Origin of the sequence: Cribrihabitans pelagius (assembly GCF_048820915.1) — a bacterium.
Lineage (GTDB): Bacteria > Pseudomonadota > Alphaproteobacteria > Rhodobacterales > Rhodobacteraceae > Cribrihabitans_A > Cribrihabitans_A pelagius.
Map to the genome: position 1 here is coordinate 39231 of NZ_JBMERR010000027.1, position 21117 is coordinate 60347.

General features: G+C 66.2%; 18 protein-coding genes. 9 read left to right on the forward strand and 9 right to left on the reverse strand.

Features of this window, described 5'->3' with window-relative positions:
- Nucleotides 1-43: 43 nt before the first annotated feature.
- The 3 genes from glmU to ACOHX0_RS19475 are packed head-to-tail and all read left to right on the forward strand — an operon-like array spanning nt 44 to nt 3914.
- Nucleotides 44-1399: a bifunctional UDP-N-acetylglucosamine diphosphorylase/glucosamine-1-phosphate N-acetyltransferase GlmU gene (glmU, locus tag ACOHX0_RS19465; protein ID WP_420678866.1), complete on the forward strand. Its 1356-nt coding sequence runs from the start codon at nt 44-46 to the stop codon at nt 1397-1399.
- Nucleotides 1399-3222 (forward strand): glutamine--fructose-6-phosphate transaminase (isomerizing), encoded by a 1824-nt coding sequence (glmS, locus tag ACOHX0_RS19470; RefSeq protein ID WP_420678868.1) that lies wholly within the window; start codon nt 1399-1401, stop codon nt 3220-3222. Before glmU ends, glmS begins: the two co-directional genes overlap by 1 nt.
- The gene (locus ACOHX0_RS19475; protein WP_420678870.1) at nt 3219-3914 is read left to right on the forward strand and encodes a DNA alkylation repair protein; all 696 of its coding nucleotides are present in this window, start codon (nt 3219-3221) and stop codon (nt 3912-3914) included. The genes glmS and ACOHX0_RS19475 overlap by 4 nt, the downstream gene beginning before the upstream one ends.
- A 59-nt stretch (nt 3915-3973) precedes the next feature.
- On the opposite strand, the gene ACOHX0_RS19480 is transcribed toward ACOHX0_RS19475, so the two are convergent.
- Nucleotides 3974-4420: a hypothetical protein gene (locus tag ACOHX0_RS19480; RefSeq protein WP_420678873.1), complete on the reverse strand. Its 447-nt coding sequence runs from the start codon at nt 4418-4420 to the stop codon at nt 3974-3976.
- Between the two features lie 90 nt (nt 4421-4510).
- Here ACOHX0_RS19480 and moaA point away from each other — a divergent pair, with 90 nt between their 5' ends.
- From moaA to ACOHX0_RS19495, 3 genes are read left to right on the forward strand one after another with little or no spacing between them, the layout of a single operon-like run.
- Nucleotides 4511-5518 (forward strand): GTP 3',8-cyclase MoaA, encoded by a 1008-nt coding sequence (moaA, locus tag ACOHX0_RS19485; protein ID WP_420678875.1) that lies wholly within the window; start codon nt 4511-4513, stop codon nt 5516-5518.
- A gap of 1 nt (nt 5519) precedes the next feature.
- Entirely contained in the window at nt 5520-6845 is a 1326-nt protein-coding gene (locus tag ACOHX0_RS19490) for a 3-deoxy-D-manno-octulosonic acid transferase (RefSeq protein WP_420678877.1), read from the forward strand.
- Nucleotides 6832-7890 carry a glycosyltransferase family 4 protein gene (locus ACOHX0_RS19495; protein ID WP_420678879.1) on the forward strand — a complete coding sequence of 353 codons (1059 nt, stop codon included), beginning with the start codon at nt 6832-6834 and terminating at the stop codon, nt 7888-7890. The genes ACOHX0_RS19490 and ACOHX0_RS19495 overlap by 14 nt, the downstream gene beginning before the upstream one ends.
- 156 nt (nt 7891-8046) lie before the next feature.
- Here ACOHX0_RS19495 and ACOHX0_RS19500 read toward each other — a convergent pair whose 3' ends face one another.
- From ACOHX0_RS19500 to ACOHX0_RS19525, 6 genes are all read right to left on the reverse strand, one after another.
- Nucleotides 8047-9210 (reverse strand): M20 aminoacylase family protein, encoded by a 1164-nt coding sequence (locus ACOHX0_RS19500; protein WP_420678881.1) that lies wholly within the window; start codon nt 9208-9210, stop codon nt 8047-8049.
- Between the two features lie 70 nt (nt 9211-9280).
- On the reverse strand, nt 9281-10444 hold the full coding sequence (locus ACOHX0_RS19505) for a M20 aminoacylase family protein (protein ID WP_420678883.1): 1164 nt from the start codon (nt 10442-10444) through the stop codon (nt 9281-9283).
- 11 nt (nt 10445-10455) lie between these two features.
- Entirely contained in the window at nt 10456-11622 is a 1167-nt protein-coding gene (locus ACOHX0_RS19510) for a M20 aminoacylase family protein (protein WP_420678885.1), read from the reverse strand.
- Nucleotides 11623-11725: 103 nt separating this feature from the next.
- Complete coding sequence (locus ACOHX0_RS19515; protein ID WP_420678887.1) at nt 11726-12190, reverse strand: MarR family winged helix-turn-helix transcriptional regulator; 465 nt, start codon at nt 12188-12190, stop codon at nt 11726-11728.
- A gap of 28 nt (nt 12191-12218) precedes the next feature.
- The gene (gene argE, locus ACOHX0_RS19520; protein WP_420678889.1) at nt 12219-13385 is read right to left on the reverse strand and encodes an acetylornithine deacetylase; all 1167 of its coding nucleotides are present in this window, start codon (nt 13383-13385) and stop codon (nt 12219-12221) included.
- A gap of 2 nt (nt 13386-13387) precedes the next feature.
- Nucleotides 13388-15208, reverse strand: coding sequence for an ABC transporter ATP-binding protein (locus ACOHX0_RS19525; protein WP_420678891.1), 1821 nt, complete (start codon nt 15206-15208; stop codon nt 13388-13390).
- 363 nt (nt 15209-15571) lie between these two features.
- Here ACOHX0_RS19525 and ACOHX0_RS19530 point away from each other — a divergent pair, with 363 nt between their 5' ends.
- The 3 genes from ACOHX0_RS19530 to ACOHX0_RS19540 all read left to right on the forward strand — a co-directional run bounded on the left by ACOHX0_RS19530 (nt 15572) and on the right by ACOHX0_RS19540 (nt 19394).
- Complete coding sequence (locus ACOHX0_RS19530; RefSeq protein WP_420678893.1) at nt 15572-17272, forward strand: peptide ABC transporter substrate-binding protein; 1701 nt, start codon at nt 15572-15574, stop codon at nt 17270-17272.
- A 150-nt stretch (nt 17273-17422) separates the two neighbouring features.
- On the forward strand, nt 17423-18430 hold the full coding sequence (locus tag ACOHX0_RS19535; RefSeq protein WP_420678895.1) for an ABC transporter permease: 1008 nt from the start codon (nt 17423-17425) through the stop codon (nt 18428-18430).
- Nucleotides 18423-19394 carry an ABC transporter permease gene (locus tag ACOHX0_RS19540; RefSeq protein WP_420678897.1) on the forward strand — a complete coding sequence of 324 codons (972 nt, stop codon included), beginning with the start codon at nt 18423-18425 and terminating at the stop codon, nt 19392-19394. Before ACOHX0_RS19535 ends, ACOHX0_RS19540 begins: the two co-directional genes overlap by 8 nt.
- Nucleotides 19395-19470: 76 nt before the next feature.
- Here ACOHX0_RS19540 and ACOHX0_RS19545 read toward each other — a convergent pair whose 3' ends face one another.
- Nucleotides 19471-20751, reverse strand: coding sequence for a DUF3422 family protein (locus ACOHX0_RS19545; protein ID WP_420678899.1), 1281 nt, complete (start codon nt 20749-20751; stop codon nt 19471-19473).
- Nucleotides 20752-20977: 226 nt separating this feature from the next.
- Nucleotides 20978-21117 (reverse strand): NAD(P)(+) transhydrogenase (Re/Si-specific) subunit beta (locus ACOHX0_RS19550; protein WP_420678904.1); only part of this gene is annotated, 140 nt, incomplete at its 5' end.

Here is a 21117-nt window from a genome sequence, read left to right on the forward strand (position 1 = left end):
CGGATAAAACGGAAGCGCAAAAAAGACAAAGAGAAAAGCCATTATGAGCATTGCCCTCGTCATTCTCGCGGCCGGGAAAGGCACCCGGATGCACTCCGATCTCCCCAAGGTTCTGCATCCGGTCGCCCAGGCGCCGATGCTGGCGCATGCAATGGCGGCGGGCCGGGCGCTGGACCCGGAGCGCACTATCGTGGTGGCCGGTCATGGCGCGGAAGCGGTGCGCGCGGCGGTGGCCGGTATCGACGAGACCGCCGAGGTGGTGATCCAGGAAGAGCAGCTTGGCACCGCACATGCCGTGGACCAGGCACGCGCGGCTCTGGAGGGCTTTGACGGCGACGTGGTTGTGCTTTACGGCGACACACCCTTTGTCAGCGCCGAAACGCTGGAACGCATGGTCGCGGCCCGCCAGCGCGCCGATCTGGTGATCCTGGGGTTCGAAGCCGCCGATCCGGCCCGCTATGGCCGCCTGGTGATGGAGGGTGACAGCCTGGAGCGGATTGTCGAGTTCAAGGACGCCAGCGAAGCCGAGCGTGCCATCCCTTTCTGCAACTCCGGGCTGATGGCCTGCGGCGCGCAGGTGATGTTCGGCCTCATCGCCAAGGTCGGCAACGAAAACGCCTCGGGTGAATACTACCTGACCGATTTGGTCGAGCTGGCCCGTAACGAAGGAAAGAGTGTCACTGCTGTTTCCTGCGGCGAAGCCGAAACGCTGGGCATCAACTCCCGCGCCGACCTCGCGCAGGCGGATGCCGTGTTCCAGGCCCGCGCACGGGCAGAACTGCTGGATCTGGGCGTCACGCTGATGGCGCCCGAGACCGTCTATCTTGCCTTCGACACGGTGATCGGCCGCGACACGGTGATCGAGCCCAACGTGGTCTTCGGCCCCGGCGTCACGGTGGAAAGCGGCGCGCTGATCCGGGCGTTTTCGCATCTGGAAGGCTGCCACGTGAGCCGCGGCGCCAAGGTCGGGCCCTACGCCCGCCTGCGTCCGGGCGCCGAGCTGGCCGAGGACACTCATATCGGCAACTTCGTCGAGATCAAGAACGCCGAGATTGCCGAAGGCGCCAAGGTGAACCATCTGAGTTACATCGGCGATGCCACGGTCGGCAAGGCAAGCAATATTGGCGCGGGCACAATTACCTGCAACTATGACGGGGTGATGAAGCACCGCACCGAGATCGGCGCCCGCTCCTTCATCGGCTCCAACACCATGCTGGTGGCGCCGGTGAAGGTCGGCAGTGAGGCGATGACGGCGACCGGCGCGGTGATCACCAAGGACGTGGCAGACGGCGAGCTGGCAATCGGCCGCGCCGAGCAGACCAACAAACCGGGCCGCGCGCGCAAGCTGATGGAGATGCTGCGCGCCAGAAAGGCCCGCCTGGCGAAGGGAAGTGAGTGATGTGCGGCATTGTAGGCGTTCTGGGAAATCACGAGGCGGCCCCGATTCTGGTGGAAGCGCTGAAGCGGCTGGAATACCGCGGTTATGACAGCGCAGGCATCGCCACCGTCAGCGGCGGCAAGCTGGAACGCCGCCGCGCGGTGGGCAAGCTGGTCAATCTTTCGGACCTGCTGGTGCACGAGCCCTTGCGCGGCAAGGCGGGCATCGGCCACACCCGCTGGGCCACGCACGGCGCGCCCACTGTCAGCAATGCGCACCCGCACCGGGCGGGCGCGGTTGCGGTGGTGCACAACGGCATCATCGAGAACTACAAGGACCTGCGCGCCGAGCTGCTGGACTGCGGCATGGAGTTCCGCACCGAGACCGACACCGAAACCGTTGCCCTGATGGCCGAGCGCTATCTGCAGGAAGGGCAAACGCCGGTGGAGGCTGCCTTCAAGACGCTGGACCGGCTGGAAGGCGCGTTTGCGCTCGCGTTCCTGTTCGACGGCGAGGAAGACCTGATCGTGGCCGCCCGCAAGGGCTCACCGCTGGCGATCGGCCATGGCGATGGCGAGATGTTCGTGGGCTCGGACGCGATTGCGCTGGCATCGCTCACCGACCGCATCACCTACCTCGAGGAAGGCGACCGCGCCGTGGTGACCCGCGCGGGCGTTGAGCTGCGCAGCCCCGGCGGCGCCCTGGTCAACCGCGAGACCAAGACAATCCAGATCGATGCGGCCCAGGTCGACAAGGGCGGCCACAAGCACTTCATGGCCAAGGAAGTCGCCGAGCAGCCCTTTGTCATCGCCGAGGCGATCCGGTCCTACCTGCCAGTGGAGGAGGACATCGTCCGCCTGCCCGGCGCGGGCGCCGATTTCGCGGGTGTCGAGCGGCTGACCATGGTGGCCTGCGGCACCGCCTATTACGCCTGCCTCACCGCGAAATACTGGTTCGAGCAGATCGCCCGCCTGCCGGCGGAGGTCGATATCGCCTCCGAGTTCCGCTACCGCGAGCCGCCGGTGCCCGCCAACACGATGGCGCTGTTCGTTTCGCAATCGGGGGAGACCGCGGACACCCTGGCCGCACTGCGCTATTGCCGGGAGAAGGCGGACCGGATCGTCTCGGTGGTGAACGTGCCGGAAAGCTCCATCGCGCGGGAAAGCGACCTGGCGCTGCCGATCTTTGCCGGCCCCGAAATCGGCGTCGCCTCGACCAAGGCCTTCACCTGCCAGCTCACGGTGCTGCTGCTGCTCGCACTCAAGGCGGCGTCGGACCGCGGCGTGCTCGACGCGCAGGAGATGTCGGACTACGCCACCGCGATCCGCGGGCTGCCCAACGTGCTCTCCGCGGCGCTGGAGCAGAACGAGGCAATCCGCCAGGCCGCGCTGAAGGTGAGCGAAGCGCGCGACGTCTTGTTCCTGGGCCGCGGGCTGATGTTCCCGCTGGCGCTGGAGGGCGCGCTGAAGCTGAAAGAAATCAGCTACATCCACGCCGAAGCCTATGCCTCCGGCGAGTTGAAGCACGGCCCCATCGCGCTCATCGACAAGAACATGCCGGTGGTGGTGATGGCGCCCCGGGACGCGCTCTTCGACAAGTCGGTCTCCAACATGCAGGAGGTGCTGGCGCGCAAGGGCAAGGTGCTGATGTTCTCGGACCGCGACGGCATCGCCGAGGCGGGAGACGACGTCTGGTGCACCGTGGAGATGCCGCGGGTGAACCCGGCGCTGACGCCGATCCTCTATGCCATTCCCGCGCAGCTTCTGGCCTATCACACCGCTGTCGCCAAAGGCACCGACGTGGATCAGCCGCGCAACCTCGCCAAATCGGTGACGGTGGAGTGAGCACCGTCACGCTGGAAGACGCGCTGGCCGGGCTGCGCGCCCATGCGGAGCCCGGCCGCGCCGGACAGAAGGCCGCCTACCACAAGCAGGAGCGCGCGGTTCTGGGCACGCCCAACCCGGCGCTGAACGAGCTGTCGGCGGAGTGGCGGCAGACGCTGGACGCGGGCGCACGCTGCGACCTGGCCCGGCAGCTGTGGGACACGGACATCTTCGAGGCCCGCATCGCCGCCGCCAAGCTGCTGACCCAGGCCCGCATCCGGGACGATGCGGCGGTCTGGGATCTGCTCTGCTCCTGGGTGCCGCAGTTCGACAGCTGGGCGATTGCCGATCACGCCTCTACCGCGCTGCAAAAGCGCCTGCTGGCGGAGCCCGGACGGCTCGACACCGTAGAGGCATGGACGCAGGCGCCGCATATGTGGACCCGCCGCGCGGCGCTGGTCTCCACCCTGCCCTGGGCCAAGATGAACAACCTCAAACCCGCCGACCAGGCCCGGCGTAGGCGCATCCTGGGCTGGGCTGCCGCCTATGTGCCTGACCGCGACTGGTTCATCCAGAAAGCGGTGGCCTGGTGGCTGCGCGATCTCAGCAAGCACGACGCCGCCCTGACCCGCGCCTTCCTGGCGGAGCATGGCGCGGCGATGAAGGGGTTTGCCCGCAAGGAAGCGGCGAAACACCTCAGGGACGCCGGATAGCGCCCTGCAAACACCCCCGCGCCTTGCCTGCAAAGCGCGGGGGAATTGTTCCGGCCGCCTCAGCCGGCCGGCAGCACCTGGACGTTCGCCAGCTCCGTCAGCGGCAGGCCCAGCGCCCGCATCGCCTCGATCGACAGGCGGCTGCCGGCGGTTGCCGCGCCTACTGCGGGCTTAAGCGTCACCACCGCCTCGCTGCCTCGGGCAGAACGCACGCGGGCCTGCTGCTCGCTGGTAACCAGAGGGGTTTCCATCCACATACCCGGCACCGAAGGATCGCCGAGCGAGGCCACCGTGGCGGCCGAACTGTCAAAGGCGGGCGCGGAGCTGTCCGCGCCCCCCGCCTGTCGCGTCTCCTGGGGAGCCGCCTGCGGCTGCGGCCGCGTCTTGAAGGCGCCGGAGCCGCCCGAGCCGCCCGAACCGCCTTTCAGAACCGAGGAGTTGATCTGGACGGCGTCACAGGCCGCCAGCATGGAAACCGCAGAAAGGGCTATGATTGTCATACGCATGGGGCGACACTAGCTTTGCGCGAAACTGTTTGCCAGACGCAAAAGCCATCGCCTCTTGCCGGCGGCGGTGCCCCGCTTTACCTAGGAGGCATGACAGCTCCGCTTATCGATCCCTTCGCCCGCGCTATCACCTACCTGCGCGTCTCGGTCACCGACCGCTGCGACTTCCGCTGCGTCTATTGCATGTCGGAAAATATGACCTTTCTGCCCAAGAAGGACCTGCTGACGCTGGAGGAGCTGGACCGGATGTGTTCGACCTTCATCCGGCTGGGGGTGGAGAAACTGCGCATCACCGGCGGCGAGCCGCTGGTGCGCCGCGATATCCTGACGTTCTTCCGCTCGATGACCCGGCACCTGGACAGCGGCGCGCTGAAGGAGCTGACGCTGACCACCAACGGCTCGCAGCTGGAAAAACACGCCCAGGCGCTGTTCGACGCAGGCGTGCGCCGGGTGAATGTCTCGCTCGACACGCTGGAGGAGCAGAAATTCGCGGATGTGACCCGCTGGGGCCGCCTGCCTCAGGTGCTGCGCGGCATCGACGCGGCCCAGAAGGCGGGGCTGCGGGTGAAGATCAACGCGGTGGCGCTCAAGGGATTCAACGAACCCGAGCTGCCCGCCATCACCCGCTGGTGCGCCGAGCGCGGCATCGACCTCACCTGGATCGAGGTGATGCCTATGGGCGATCTCGGCAACGAGGACCGGCTGGACCAGTACTGGTCGCTGAAGGACGTGCGCCGGGAATACGAGAACCACTACACCGTCACCGACCTGGCCGAGCGCAGCGGCGGACCGGCCCGCTATGTGCGGCTGGAAGAGACCGGCCAGAAGATCGGCTTCATCACCCCCCTCAGCCATAACTTCTGCGAAAGCTGCAACCGGGTGCGGCTGACCTGCACCGGCGAGCTCTACATGTGCCTCGGCCAGGAGGACATGGCCGACCTGCGCGCGCCCCTGCGTGACCATCCGGACAGCGAGGCACCGCTGGAGAACGCCATCCGCGAGGCGATCACGCTCAAGCCCAAGGGCCACGATTTCGACTACTCCCGGCAGCAGGTCGGCGGCCAGATGAGCCGCCACATGAGCCACACCGGCGGCTGAGATGCCCGGACCCGGTGGCGCGCAGCCGACGCTGCTCTATTCGCTCTATCGCGGTGCCAGTGCACTGATCGCGCCGCTTGCCTGGCGCAGGGTGGCTGCCCGCTTGCGCGCCTATGGCCTGCCCGAAGAACGGGTCCGCGAGCGGCTCGGCCATGCCTCCCTGCCGCGGCCTCCCGGGCAGCTGATCTGGTTTCATGCGGCTTCGGTCGGGGAAAGCCTGTCGGTGCTGACCCTGATCCGCCGCATCGGCGAGCTGGCGCCGGATGCGGAATTCCTCATCACCTCCGGCACGCCGACCTCGGCCGAGCTGGTCGCCAAACGGATGCCGCCGCGCTGCCGCCACCAGTTCCCGCCGCTCGATACCGCCGCCGCGGTGGAGCGCTTCCTGGACCACTGGAAGCCCAATCTGGGGGTATTCGTGGAAAGCGAGCTGTGGCCGCAGATGCTGGTGCGGGCGCGCCAAACGGGCTGCCCGCTGGTGCTGTTGAATGCGCGCCTCTCCGACCGTTCGGTCGCAGGCTGGCAGAAACGCCCGGCCACCGCGCGCTTCATCCTCGGCCAGTTCGCGCTGTTTCTCACCCAGAACCGCAAGACAGCCGATAACCTGCGCGCCATCGGCGCCGCCCCGGACCGTATCCGCCCAGGCAGCAATCTCAAGGCGGTCTCTGCCCCGCTGCCGGTGGACCAGACCGCACTGGCCGAGGTTCGCAGCGCACTCGGAACGCGCCCGGTCTGGGTTGCCTCCTCCACCCACGCAGGCGAGGAGGAGGTGGTGCTTGCGGCCCACAAGGCGCTGCTTGCGCAGCATCCGGACCTTTGCCTGCTGCTCGCCCCCCGCCACCCGGAGCGCGGCAGCGAAGCAGAGGCGCTGATCGCGGAGGCAGGCCTCACCTCTGCCCGCCGCAGTCAGGGCGAGCTGCTGGCGCCGGAAATCCAGGTCTACCTCGCCGACACGCTGGGCGAAGTCGGAACCTGGTATGCGCTCACCCCCCTGGTTTTCCTCGGTGGCTCACTGCGCGAGATCGGCGGCCACAACCCGTACGAGGTGATGCAGGCCGGCGCCGCCGTAATCACCGGGCCGGGCCACTACAATTTCGCCGAAACCTACGCCGAGCTGACCCGCGAGGGCGCAGCGGTGGAGGTGGAGAATGCCGGGGGGCTCTGCCGGGAAATCACCCGCTGGCTGGCGGAGCCCGAGACGCTCGACACCGCGCGCCGCGCCGCCGCCGCCTTCATCTCGCGCCAGTCGGACCAATTGGACAACACAGTGGAGGCGCTGCTCAAGCTGCTGCCTGCCGCAGAAGGAGACCCCGATGGTCAAGGTTGACCCCCGCACGGTCGAAGTCATCGCCCCGAACTTCAAGCGCCGCCTGTCGGGCGTGACCGCCACCATCGTGCGTCTGGTGCCCCTGCAGCGCAAGCAGATCGCCATTGCCACGGCCGGCGCGGGCCTGCCGGATCACCTGCCGCATCTGGAGGCGGGCGAGCTTCTTTTGATGCCGCGCAACGGCCCCGCAGGCGCCCGCGTCTGGCACGCCCGCCGCAACACCGAAATGCTGGCCGGGCTGGCGCTGAAGTACATTTTCGGCAAGCGGCTGAAGCTGCTGTTCACCTCCGCCTCGCAGCGGCATCACTCGAACTATACCAAATGGCTGATCTCGCAGATGGACCGGGTCATCGCCACCTCGGCCAAGGGCGCGGCCTATCTGGAGAAACCGGCTCAGGTGGTGCACCACGGCATCGACACCGCCACCTTCGCACCGTCCGCGGACAAACCGGCGCTGCGGCGCGAACTGGGCCTGCCCGAAGACGCCCTGCTGATCGGCTGCTACGGCCGCATCCGCGCGCAGAAGGGCACGGATGTCTTTGTCGGCGCGATGCTCGACGTGCTGAAAGACCACCCCCGCGCCGCGGCCGTGGTGATGGGACGGGCGACCGAGAAACACATGCAGTTCGAAAGGGATCTGCGCGCGAGGGTGGAGGCCGCTGGCCTCAAAGACCGGCTGCTGTTCCCCCCCGAGGTGCCGGTCTGGGAAGTTGCGCGCTGGTATCAGGCGCTGGACCTCTACGTGGCACCGCAGCGCTGGGAGGGCTTCGGGCTCACCCCTCTTGAAGCCATGTCCTGCGGCGTGCCGGTGGTCGCCACCCGCGCCGGCGCCTTTGAAGAGATGGTCGCGCCGGGCGAAACCGGCCTGCTGATCGACCCCGGCGACACCGCGCAGATGGTGGAGGCCATCAAGGAGGTGCTGGGCACCGAAGGCCGGCTGCAAGCCTGGTCAAAAGCCGCGCGCAAACACGCGGTCACCAATTTCGCGCTCGAAAAAGAAGCCGGCACGCTGGTCGCGATCTACCGCGAGATGCTCGAGCACTAGACCCTGAATCGCCGCACTTTTGGGCTCCCACTGAAAGAAACCGGGCCAGCGCCCGCGCGCCGCCCGGCTTCTTCTGGCGGGAAATATCCTCGGGGGTGAATTGCCCCGGGCGTGCCCGGGGCAAGAGGGGGCAGACAGCCCCCTCCCCCGCGTGCCTCAGGCCGCAGGCATCCGCTGTTCTACGATTCCCGCCCACCAGCTGCAGCCGGCCGGTATGGCCTCGTCGTTGAAGTTGTACTCCGGATGGTGCACGGCGGCGGTGTCGCCATTGCCGACCAGGATATAAGCGCCGGGGCGTTCCTCCAGCATGAAGGCGAAGTCCTCGCCGCCCATGACCAGCGGTGCCTCGTCACAGTTGCCCGAGATATCTGCGGCCACCTTGGCGGCAAACTCGGTCTGCTCCTCGTGGTTCGCCATCACCGGGTAGCCGCGGTGGTAGGTGACATCGGCACTGCCGCCGAAGGTTGCGGCGACGCCCGCGCAGATCTCCTTGATGCGCTTCTCCGCCAGATCGCGCATTTCGCCCGACATGGTGCGCACGGTTCCCTTGATCTGCACCTTCTGCGGGATCACGTTGAACGCCTTCGAAGAGGTCTCGAACGACGTCACCGAAACCACGATCTGATGCACCGGGTCGGCATTGCGCGACGCGATGGTCTGCAGCGCCAGCACCGCCTGTGCCGCCATCACCGTGGTGTCGATGGTCTCCTGCGGCTTGGCGGCATGGCCGCCGCGGCCCTCGAAGGTGATGTCGAACTGGTCGGTGGCGGCAAAGAAGGCGCCCGGGCGGATCGAGAAGGAGCCCACGGGGCGGCCCGGCCAGTTGTGCATGCCGTAGAGCTCCTGGATGTTCCAGCGGTCCATCATGCCGTCGTCGCACATCTCCTTGCCGCCGCCGCCGCCTTCTTCGGCGGGCTGGAAGATCACCACCACGGTGCCGTCGAAGTTGCGGGTCTCCGACAGGTACTTGGCCGCGCCCAGCAGCATCGCGGTGTGGCCGTCATGGCCGCAGGCGTGCATCGCGCCGGGGGTCTTGGAGGCGTATTCCACCCCGGTCTGCTCGTGGATCGGCAGCGCGTCCATGTCGGCGCGCAGCCCGATCACCTTGCCCGAAGTGTCGGACTTGCCCTTGATCACGCCGACAACGCCGGTGCGGCCGATGCCGGTCACCACCTCATCGCAGCCGAATACCTTCAGCTTCTCCGCCACCAGCGCGCTGGTGCGGTGGGTGTCGAAGAGGATCTCGGGGTTTTCGTGGATGTCGCGGCGCCAGGCGGTGATTTCGTCCTGAAGTTCGGCAAAGCGGTTCTTGACCGGCATGATATGTACTCCTTGTGTCAGATTTGCCCGGAGGGTGCTGGCCCGCCCGGAGTATTCGGTTTTGTCTCGATCAGGCCGCGGGCATGCGGCGTTCGACGATCTCGGCGAACCAGCTGCAGCCCTGCGGGATGATGGTGTCGTTAAAGTCGTACTCCGGGTGGTGCAGCCCGGGGCCGAAACCGTTGCCGAGGCGGATCATCGCGCCGGGGCGGGCCTCCAGCATGAAGGAGAAGTCTTCGCCCCCCATGCCCAGCGGCGGCTCCACCGCGTGCCCCGCCACCGCTTCGGCGGCCTCACGCGCATGGGCGGCGGCCTCGGCATCGTTGATGGTGACCGGCACGCCGAGGGTGAAGGCAACTTCGGCGCTGCCGCCGAAGGCCGCGGCGGCGCTCACGGCGATCTCCTCCAGCCGCTGGCGCATCTGCGCGCGCACCTCGGGCGAATGGGTGCGGATAGTGCCGCGCAGCTCGGCCCGGTCGGGGATCACGTTGAACACCTTGGAAGACGTCTCGGCAGAGGTGACGGAGAGCACGCCCTCGCGCACCGGGTCCACGTTGCGGGCCACTACAGACTGCAGCGCGCAGATCAGATGCGCCATCATCACCGTTGTATCCACCGTTTCATGCGGCTTGGCGGCATGGCCGCCGCGGCCCTGCAGGGTGATGGTGAACTCGTCGACCGATGCGAGGATCGGTCCTTTCCGGATTGCGAAGGTCCCTGCCTCCAGCCCCGGCGCGTTGTGGATGGCGTAGATCTCCTGGATGCCGAAGCGTTCCATCAGCCCGTCCTTGCACATCGCCTCCGCGCCGTTGCCGCCCTCCTCGGCAGGCTGGAAGATCACCACCGCAGTGCCATCGAAATTGCGGGTCTCGGCGAGGTATTTGGCGGCCCCCAGAAGCATCGCGGTATGGCCATCGTGGCCGCAGGCGTGCATGGCGCCGGGAATGGCGGAGGCATGCGGGCGCGCGCCCTGCTCCTGCATCGGCAGCGCGTCCATGTCGGCGCGCAAGCCGATGGCGCGGCCCGCGGTATCCGAGCGGCCCCGGATCACGCCGACAACACCGGTGCGGCCGATGCCGGTCACCACCTCGTCGCAGCCGAACTCCGCGAGCTTCTCCGCCACCAGCGCGCTGGTGCGGCGGGTGTCATAGAGGATCTCCGGATGCCGGTGGATGTCCCGCCGCCAGACGGCCGCTTCATCGGAGAGTTCGGCAAAGCGGTTCTTCACGGGCATTCGGGTCCTCCTCAGGCCGCGGGCATGCGGCGTTCGACAAGCTCGGCAAACCAGCTGCAGCCGAGCGGTATGGCGTCATCGTCAAAGACATAAGCCGGGTGATGGCACATCGCGGTGTCGCCGTTGCCGAGGAAGATATAGGCGCCGGGCCGTTCTTCCAGCATGTAGGAGAAATCCTCCGACGGGGTGATCGGCGGCGTGTCGTCATCGACCCTGGCAGCCACCGCGCGGGCGGCTTCCACCGCAAACTCCGTCTCCGCCCCGGTGTTGATGGTGACCGGGTAGCCCGGCGTCCAGGTGACCTTGGCCGCCGCGCCAAAGGCCGAGGCAGTGTCCTCCGCCACCCGGCGCACGCGCGCCTCGGCCAGCTCGCGGCACTCGGGGTCGAGCGTGCGCACGGTGCCTTGCAGACGCGCGGTGTGGGCTATCACGTTCGACGCGGTGCTGTCGGTTTCAAAGGTGCCCACGGTCAGCACCACGCGCTTCAGCGGGTCGATGTTGCGCGACACGATGGAATGCAGCGAGACCACGATCTGCGAGGCGACCAGCGTGGTGTCGATCGCGTCATGCGGCGTCGCGGCATGGCCGCCCTTGCCGGTCACCTCGATCTCAAACTCGTCCGAGGAGGCCATCAGCGCGCCGGGCCGGGTGGCAAACTCGCCCACCGGCAGGCCCGGCATGTTGTGCAGCCCGTAGACCTCCTGGATGCCCCAGCGCTGCATCAGCCCGTCGTCGCACATCGCCTTGCCGCCGCCGCCGCCTTCTTCGGCGGGCTGAAAGATCAGCACCACCTTGCCGTCGAAGTTGCGGGTCTCGGCGAGGTATTTCGCAGCCCCCAGCAGGATCGCGGTATGGCCGTCATGGCCGCAGGCATGCATCACGCCCGCGGTCTTGGAGGCGTAGTCAACGCCCGAGGCTTCATGAATCGGCAGCGCGTCCATGTCGGCCCGCAGCCCGATGACCCTGCCCGAGGTGTCGGTCTTGCCCTCGATCACCGCAACCACGCCGGTGCGGCCGACGCCTTCGGTGATCCCGGTAATACCGAATTCCCTGAGCCGCGCGGCGACAAATGCGGCGGTCTCGTGGACCTCGTACATCAGTTCGGGGTGTTCATGCAGGTGGTGGCGCCAGGCGGTGATCTCACCATGCATCTCGGCAAATCTGTTCTTGGCCGGCATCGCGCTAACTCCTCTCATCTGAGACGATTGGTACAAAACTCACCCGCCTTTGTCTACGCCCAACAGCGCAGGCGCGCCCGGCCAGCCCGCGGACGCAAGGGGGTCACTCCGAACCGGGGCCTTCGGCGGTCAGGAAGGCAACCAGGCTGGCCTGCAACTCTTCGATCTGCGCGGCCGGCAGGCGGGCGCGCATCTCCTCCCGCACACCGGAGAGCCGTTCGGCCACGTCCTCGATATACGTCCTGCCCGCGGGCGTCAGGCGCAGGTGCACGGTGCGGCGGTCGGCTTCGGAGCGCTCGCGCTCCAGCAGCCCGCGCTTGGCCAGCTTTTCGACATAGCGGGCCAGGGTCGCGGTGTTGATCGCCAGAATACCGCCATAGGCGTTCTGCACCAGCCCGGGCTTGCGGTGTATCATGCCCAGAAGGCTGAGGTGCCCCGCCGCAAGGCCGCTTTCCTTGCCGATCGCCTCGACATACTGCGCGATCATCCGGCCGGCGATCTGCAACAGCACGGCGAAATCCACGTCTTCGTAGATACCGCCCGGAATGTCCGCGCCCGGCCGGCTCATCGCGGCCTGCCTGTCCGGCTGCGGACGCTCATCCAGCCAGACGCTCCACCAGCCGCCGCATGAAGCTGTGACCTGCTTCGAACTGTGCCACAGTAACATATTCGTTCGGCTGATGCGCCTGGGCAATGTCGCCCGGCCCGCAAACCACGGCGGAGTAGCCCGCCGCCTGGAACTGCCCGGCCTCGGTGCCGTAGCTGACCACATGGCGGCCGTTGTCGCCGGTGAGCGCGCGGGCCAGAGTTTCAGCGGCGCCGTCCTGTTCGGGCGCAAGCGCGGGCACGTCGAAGGTCTGAGTGACCTCGATCCGCGTCTCCGGGTGAACAGCCTGCATCCGCGCCTCAACCTGGCGGACCTGCTCCATGTAGCGCTCCCGCCAGCCTGCCGCGCTCTCCTGCGGCAGGATGCGCATGTCGAGGCTGAAGGTGCAGTCCTTGGCGGTGATGTTCTGCGCGGTGCCGCCTTCGATCACGCCCACATGCAGCGTCGTGAAGGGCGGTTCAAACAGGCTTGCCGCGGCATCGGGCTCTGCCGCCTGGTTTTCGGCGTTCATCGCGTTCACCCATTCGATCAAGGGCGCGGCATGCATCACCGCGCTGACGCCCGTATGCACCAGCGAGCTGTGCACCTCGAAGCCGTGCAGATGGGTGGAATAGCCGTAGCCGCCTTTGTGGCCGGTCACCACCTGCATCATCGAGGGCTCGCCTACGAGCACGGCCGCGCCCTTGGGAAGCTTCTCCTGCATTGCGGCGATCATCGGCGGCGCGCCGGTGCAGCCGATCTCCTCGTCAAAGCTGAGCGCCAGCTGCAAGGGACGCTTCACGCCCTGCACATGCGCCTCCACCAGGGCCCAGATGGCGAGCGCATCGAAACCTTTCATATCGCAGGTGCCGCGGCCGAAGTACTTGCCGTCGCGTTTCGTCACGGTGAACGGGTCGCTGTCCCAGGCCTGGCCGTCAACCGGCACCACGTCGGTATGGCCCGAGAGCACGACCGCGCCGTCCGTCAGCGGGCCGGCATGGGCAAAAACCGCCGCCTTGTGCGGCTGCTCGGGGCCGGTCCAGCGGTGGCTTTCGATGCCCTGCGACGACAGGTAACCCTGCACCCACTCCACCAGCGGCAGGTTGCTGTCCCGGCTGACCGTCGGGAAGGAGACCAGCTTTGCCATGATCTCCAGCGGGGTCAGCCGGGACGCCATGCTCAATACCCGCTGTCGGTGGTCAAAACGAAATGGCCGGGTTCAAGCTCCAGGTATTCCGACGGTTCCGGCTGGTAGTCCAGCCCGTGAATCGGCGAGGGGATCGGCTTGAAGTTCAGCTCCCGCTCCGATTTGCGCCGCCGCGGGTCGGCCACCGGCACCGCCTTCATCAAGGCTTGCGTGTAGGCATGAAGCGGGTTCTCGAAGACACGTTCACGCGGGCCAAGCTCGACGATGCGGCCGAGGTACATGACGCCGACTTGATGGCTGACGCGCTCCACCACAGCCATGTCGTGGCTGATGAACAGGAAGGAGAGTCCGAGTTCCGCCTGCAGCTCCATCATCAGGTTCAGAACCTGCGCCTGCACCGACACATCCAGCGCCGAGACGGCCTCGTCCGCGACGATCAGCTTGGGGTTCAGGGCGAGCGCGCGGGCGATGGCGATCCGCTGGCGCTGGCCGCCGGACATCTCGTGCGGGTAGCGGCGCATGAAGCTGCGCGGCAGGTGCACCCGGTCGAACAGGCTCGCGACGCGGTCGTGCAGCTCGGACCCCGAGGCGAGGCCATAGTTGCGCAGCGGCTCAGCCACCTGGTCGATCAGCTGCATCTGCGGGTTGAGCGATGCAAAAGGATCCTGGAAGATCATCTGCATGTCCTGGCGCGCCTTGTGCATCTGGCTGTGGCTGAAGCCCAGGACATCGCGCCCCTCAAACTCCACCTTGCCGGATTGCGGCTCCACCAGCCGCAAAAGGGAGCGGCCGGCGGTGGACTTGCCGCAGCCGGATTCGCCCACCAGCGACAGGGTCCGGCCCTTGAAGACCTTGAAGGACACATCCTCCACCGCGTGCACATTGGCCACGGTGCGGCGCAGGATGCCGCCCTTGACCGGGAAGCGGGTGACCAGGTTCTCGACGTTCAGCAGCACTTCGTCGGTGCCCTTGATCGGCTCGATCTTCTGATCCTCGACCCCCATCAGCTTCATCGGCTCGGGGTAGTGCTTGCCGCGCATTTCGCCCAGCTTGGGCACCGCCGCCAGCAGCGCCTTGGTGTAGTCATGCTGCGGATTCTCGAAGATTTCTTCGACGGTGCCTTCCTCGACCTTGTTGCCGCGGAACATCACCACCACGCGGTCGGCCATCTGCGCCACCACCGCCATGTCGTGGGTGATGAACATCACCGCCGTCCCCGTCTCGCGCTTCAATCGGTCCATCAGGGCGAGGATTTCGGCCTGGATGGTCACATCGAGCGCGGTGGTCGGCTCGTCCGCAATCAGGAGACGCGGCTCGCAGGCCATCGCCATCGCGATCACCACCCGCTGGCGCATGCCGCCGGACAGCTCGTGCGGATACTGCTGCAGCCGCCGTTCAGGTTCGGGGATGCGGACCTGGCGCAACAGCTCCAGCGCACGTTCCTCGGCCTGGGCCTTGGACATGTTCTTGTGGATGCGCAGGCCCTCGGTCAGCTGGCGGCCGACGGTGAACACCGGGTTCAGCGCGGTCATCGGCTCCTGGAAGATCATGCCGATCTCGTTGCCGCGGATCTGCTTCATCATGTCCTGCTGGGCCTTGGCCAGATCGGTCTTGCCGCCCTGGCGCCGGTCGAACACCAATTCGCCGCCCGCGATCTCGCCGCCGCCGAACTCCACCAGCCGCATCAGCGACAGCGAGGAGACCGATTTGCCGGAGCCGGATTCGCCCACGATGCAGACGGTTTCGCCCGGATTGACTTCGAACGAGACGTTTTCGACCCCCACGACCGGCCCGTCCTTGGTCTGAAACTCGACCCGCAAGCCCTTGATCTGTGCAATTGGCTGATCCAGCACCTTTGATCCCCTTCTGTCCGGCCAGGCGGCCCGCAGGCCTTGGCCCAAGATATTCCCGGCAGCATTTGCCGCTCATTGTTGCCGCGATGTAAGCCGATCGCGCCGGGCGCGTCAAACCCGGGCCTGGAATTACCCGACGCCAAGGCTTGCAATTTTCCCAAACTCTGTTTCGATACCGGCAGTCGCCGCCTGCCAGGCGCGGCCCGGCCGGGTCAGGGACAACCCCAGGGGTTTACTGATCTTCACCGGCGCGCACAGGCGATGATAGCTAAACTCCGCAGCGATGCGGCAAATCTCCGGGCCCGCTGAAGGCCCGCTCAAAACAAAAAAAAGACACGCAATGTGTCCGGCAAGGAGAGTGTGATGAAAATCAAATCCCTTTTGATGGGGGCTGCTGCCGCGGCCTCCCTGGCTTCTGCAGCTTATGCGGAACGGGGATCGGACGGCCAGGTCAACATTATCTACTGGCAGGCGCCGTCGATCATGAACCCGTTCCTGTCGGGCGGCACCAAGGACGTCGAAGCCGCCTCGCTGGTGATCGAGCCGCTGGCCCGCTACGACACCAAGGGCAACATGGTGCCGTTCCTCGCGGCCGAGATCCCGACCGTGGACAACGGCGGCGTCAGCGAGGACCTGAAGTCGATCACCTGGAAAATCGCCCCCGGCATCAAGTGGTCGGACGGCAGCGATTTCACCGCGCATGACGTGGTGTTCACCGCCAACTACTGCATGGATCCCGAAGGCGGCTGCGCCCAGGTGACCAAGTTCGAAGGCGTGACCGGCGTCGAAGCGGTCGATGACCTCACCGTCAAGGTGACCTTCGCCGAACCCACCCCCTTCCCCTATGGTCCCTTCGTGGGCGGCGAAAGCCCGATCATCCAGAAGGCCCAGTTTGAAAACTGCATGGGCGCCAAGGCCCCCGAATGCACCGAAGCGAATTTCGCGCCGCTGGGCACCGGCCCGTTTGTGGTGGACGAATTCAAGCCCAACGACGTGATCACCCTGTCGGCCAACGACAACTACCGCGACCCCAATAAGCCCGCCTTCGCCAAGGTGCTGTTCAAGGGCGGCGGCGACGCCACCGCGGCGGGCCGCGCAGTGATGGAAACCGGCGAGTTCGACTACGCCTGGAACCTCCAGCTGGCGCCGGAAGTGATCGCCCAGATGGAAGCAGGCGGCAAGGGCAAGCCGGTGGCAGGCTTCGGCCCGCTGGTCGAGCGCATCATGCTCAACAACACCAACCCTGACCCGGCGCTTGGCCCGGACGAGCGTTCGGTGATCCGCCCGCATCCGTTCCTGGGCGACCCGGCGGTCTACAAGGCGATGTCGATGGCCATCGACCGCCCGCTGCTGGTGGAAATCGGCTACGGCAAGGCCGGCAAGGTCGGCTGCAACTGGGTGCCCGCGCCTGAAGCCTTCGCCTCCGACACCTTCGACTGCTCCACCCAGGACATCGAAGGCGCCAAGGCGATGCTGGAGGAAGCCGGCTACAAGGACACCAACGGCGACGGCGTGCGGGAGACCCCGGACGGCAAGCCGATGAAGATCCTGTACCAGACCTCGACCAACGCCGTGCGCCAGGATTTCCAGGCGCTGATCAAGGAATGGTGGAGCCAGATCGGCATCGAGTCCGAGCTGCGCAACATCAACTCCAGCGTCTTCTTCGGCGGCGACCCGGGCTCGCCCGACACCTTCCAGAAGTTCTATGCCGACGTCGAGATGTACGCCAACACCTTCAACGGCACCGACCCGCAGTCCTACCTGGGCAACGGTCTGTGCGACAAAGCACCGACCCCGGCCACCCAGTGGCAGGGCGAGAACATCTCGCGCTTCTGTGACGAAGAGTACGACAAGCTGCACGCCGAACTGACCAAGACCGCCGGTCAGGACGCCCGGGCCGAGATCGCCAAGCGCCTCAATGACATCATCGTCGAAAAGGGCGGCATGATCCCGCTGGTGCACCGCGGCCGCCTGTCGGCACATTCCAACACCCTGGGCGGCGTCGATCTGAACGTCTGGGACAGCGAACTGTGGAACGCGGCCGACTGGCACCGCATTAAGTAATCCGCGTCAGGCTCTGCGGGGCCCCGGTGTTACACCGGGGCCTCTTGCCATTTCCGGGTGGTTACGCTTTACGGCCTGCGCATAAGACGGACGCCAGGCGCTGCCGCCTTGCTTCCAAACTCAAATCCCCGTTGTAAAGGCGCTTAGCTGATGCTGACTTTTACAATCCGGCGGCTGATACTTGCGGTGCCCACACTGCTGTTCATCAGCCTCGTGATCTTCCTGCTCCTGGAGCTCGCTCCCGGCGATCCGATGGCGCAGGTCCCCCTCACCGTCCCTCCTGAAGTCAAGGAAAAGATGCGCGAGGCGCTTGGCCTGGGCCAGCCCATGCATATCCGCTTCTGGAAGTGGCTGGTGCAATTCTTCTGGATCGAACCGCAGGTTCTGATCGACCACTACCTCGGCACATCCTTCTCGGCCGGGGACCTCAGAGTGATTTCCTGGCAGACCCGCTCGCCGGTGATGGATATCGTGATCCAGCGCCTGCCGCAGACCCTCTGGGTCGTGGGCACCGCCTATCTGGTGGCCATCGTGATCGCGCTGCCGATCGGGATCTATTCGGCCTACCGCCAGTACAGCTGGTTCGACCAGCTCGGCACCTTCATCTCGATGGTGGGCTTTTCCGTGCCGCCGTTCTTCTCGGGCGTCTTGGTGATCGTGATCTTCTCGGTGCAGCTGGGCTGGTTCCCCTCGATCTATGACACCACCCATACCGTCGACAGCTGGGACGCCTTCGTCTACCAGCTGAAGCAGATGATCATGCCGGTGATGGTGCTGGCGCTGCAGATCACCGCGCAGCTTTCCCGCTTCATGCGCGCCTCGATGCTGGACAACCTCAACCAGGATTACGTCCGCACCGCCCGCGCCAAGGGGTTGAGCGAATATGTTGTGGTGTTGGTGCATGTGCTCAGGAACTCGATGATCCCGGTGGTCACCGTGATCGCGCTGGGTATCCCGGCAATCTTCGGCGGTGCCATCATCACCGAGCAGGTGTTCAAGGTGAACGGCATCGGCCAGCTGCTGATCGGCGCGATCCAGGCCAACGACCTGCCGATGGTGCAGACGCTGACCTTCATCTTCGCGGTGCTGATCGTGCTGTTCAACCTGATCGCCGACGTGCTGTACGGCATTCTTGACCCGAGGATCCGCTATGACTGACAAGGAACGCTTCGTGCCCGACGAAGGCATGGCGCCCGCCTCGACCGCGGTGCCCGGCGCCGGCGCGCTGGAGGAACTCCACCGCCCGCCGCGCAGCCAGTGGCTGAACGTCTGGGACCAGTTCAAGTCGCACCGCGGCGCGATGATGGGCGGGGCGCTGTTTCTCTTCATCATCCTGGCGGTGTACCTGGGGCCGTTCTTCTGGGACATCGACGCCACCCAGATCGACATCCGCGCCCGCAACCAGGGCCCGAGCTGGGCGCATCCTTTCGGCACCGACCAGCTGGGCCGCGACATGCTGGCCCGGATGATGGCGGGCGGCGCGACTTCTGTTTCGGTCGGCCTGACGGCGATGCTGCTGGCGCTGTTCCTGGGCTCGCTGATCGGGGTGATGGCGGGCTTCTTCAGGAAACTCGACGGGCCGCTGATGCGCCTTACAGACCTCTTCCTGGCGCTGCCGCTGCTGCCGCTGCTGCTGGTGATGATGCTGCTGTTCCGCGAGCCGCTGAACGCTGCCTTCGGGCCGGAACAGGGGATCTTCATCCTGATCGTGGCCTCCATCGGCATCACCAGCTGGATGCCGACCGCACGGATCGTGCGCGGCGACGTGCTGGCGCTGAAGGAGCGCGAATTCGTGATGGCGGCGCGCTCGATCGGCACCACGAACAGCAAGCTGATCGCACGGCACATCCTGCCCAACGTGCTGTCGCCGATCATGGTCTCGGCCACGCTGGGCATCGCCACCGCGATCATCACGGAATCGTCGCTGTCGTTCCTCGGCCTCGGCTTCCCGCCGGACTTCCCGACCTGGGGGCGGCTGCTGTTCGATGCCACCGACTACCTGCAGCAATACCCCGAGCGGGTGTTCTGGCCCGGCATGGCGATTTCGCTGACGGTGCTGAGCGTGAACTACCTGGGCGATGGTCTGCGCGACGCGCTGGACCCGCGCATCCGCGGCCGCTGAGGCAAACGTGCCCTTTAAAACAGGAAATGGCCGCCCTTTCCGGGGCGGCCATTTTCCGTTCCGAAGGGGGACTTGCTCAGTGCAGCTTCTTGCGGATACGCCGCACCGCAAGCCAGACCAGCGCCACCACCGGCAGGGTGATCAGAGCAATCAGATTGCCCTTGCTGAGGTTCATCAGCGCCGCCAGCGGATAGAGCGCATAGCCCGCCAGCGACACCGCGTAATAGCTGATCGCCACGACCGACAGCCCCTCGACCGTGTGCTGCAGCCTGAGCGCCAGATCTGCGCGCCTGTCCATGCTGGCCAGCAGTTCCTGGTTCTGCGCCGAACGCTCCACATCCACCCGCGTCCGCAAGAGCTCCCCCGCCCTGCGCGCCCGGTCCGCCAGCGTCTCCAGCCGCTTCTCGGTCGAAGTCACCGTGCGCATGGCCGGCTCGAACCGGCGCAGCATGAACTCCGCCAGGGTCTGGAAGCCGTGCAGACGGTTTTCCCGCAACAACGCGATGCGCTGATTGACCAGCGCGTCATAGGCGCCGGTCGCGCCGAAGCGGAAGGCCGATTGCGCCGCCATCGCCTCCAGCTCGGCCGCGACGGTCAGGAGCTGCGACAGGATCTGGTCGGCCGGCTGACTGCCGCCCGTCATTTCCTGCATGATGCTGCTCAGATGGCTGTCGAGCGCACCGATGGTGGGGGCCAGCCCCCGGGCACGGGAGAACCCCAGCATCGCCATCGCCCGGTAGGTTTCGATCTCGCAGAGCCGCTGCACCACCCGGCCGATGCGCTGGCTGCCGGTCTCGGGGTTCGCAAAGACGGCAAAACGCATGTGGCCCGCCGGGTCGATCCGGAAGTCCCCGGCCACCAGCGCATTGTTGTCCAGCACCTGCGCCACGGTCAGGCTTTCCGGCACGAACCAGTCCTGCAGCAGCGGCTTCAGCACCCCTTCTTCCGGCCGCGGCACCACCCGGATCAGCGCCGAGGTGATCCGCTGCCCCGGCACCGCTGCCAGCCAATCCTGGGGGAAGACATCAAACTCCGCGGGATCGTAGGCACGCTGCCCGGTGCCGTCGCGATAAACGGTGTAGCTCACGAATTCGGTGTGCTGCTCCCATTTCAGCATGTGCCGCCCGATTGCTGCCGCGTGATGCGTGGCGCCCGGTTGCGGATGCGGCGCGCCGTGCCGGTCGAGCAGCGCGATCAGGTGCTTCAGGTCCTGCTGCCGGTCGCGGTGTACCGCCTCTTTCGGCTGCTTCACCGCCAGATAGGCCGCCGTACAGGGGCAGTTCATGGTTGGAAAAGGCCGTGCGTGCAGCTCGTTGGTCAGCGGATAGCGCAGCGGGTGGTCCTGGATCGGGGGCATTTCGGTCTCCGGGCAACAATGCTGGGGACCTTAATTGCCCCGGCAATACATGTACAGAAGTGTTTCATTTCAGTACGTTAGATGAATGCGACGGTATACAATCGAAGTGTTGCAGGGGGGCTGCCCCCGGCCTTCGGCCTCCCCCGAGGTATTTTCAGTCAGAAAGTGGCTGAAGGAAAAAGGCGCCCCGGTTGGGGGCGCCTTTGCGTTTCATCGGGCGGGCTGATTACTGGATCATACCCAGCAGCGTATCGAGCGACTGTTTTGCGTCGCCGTAGAACATGCGGGTGTTTTCCTTGAAGAACAGGGGGTTCTCGATGCCCGAATACCCTGTGCCCTGGCCGCGCTTGGAGACGAAGACCTGTT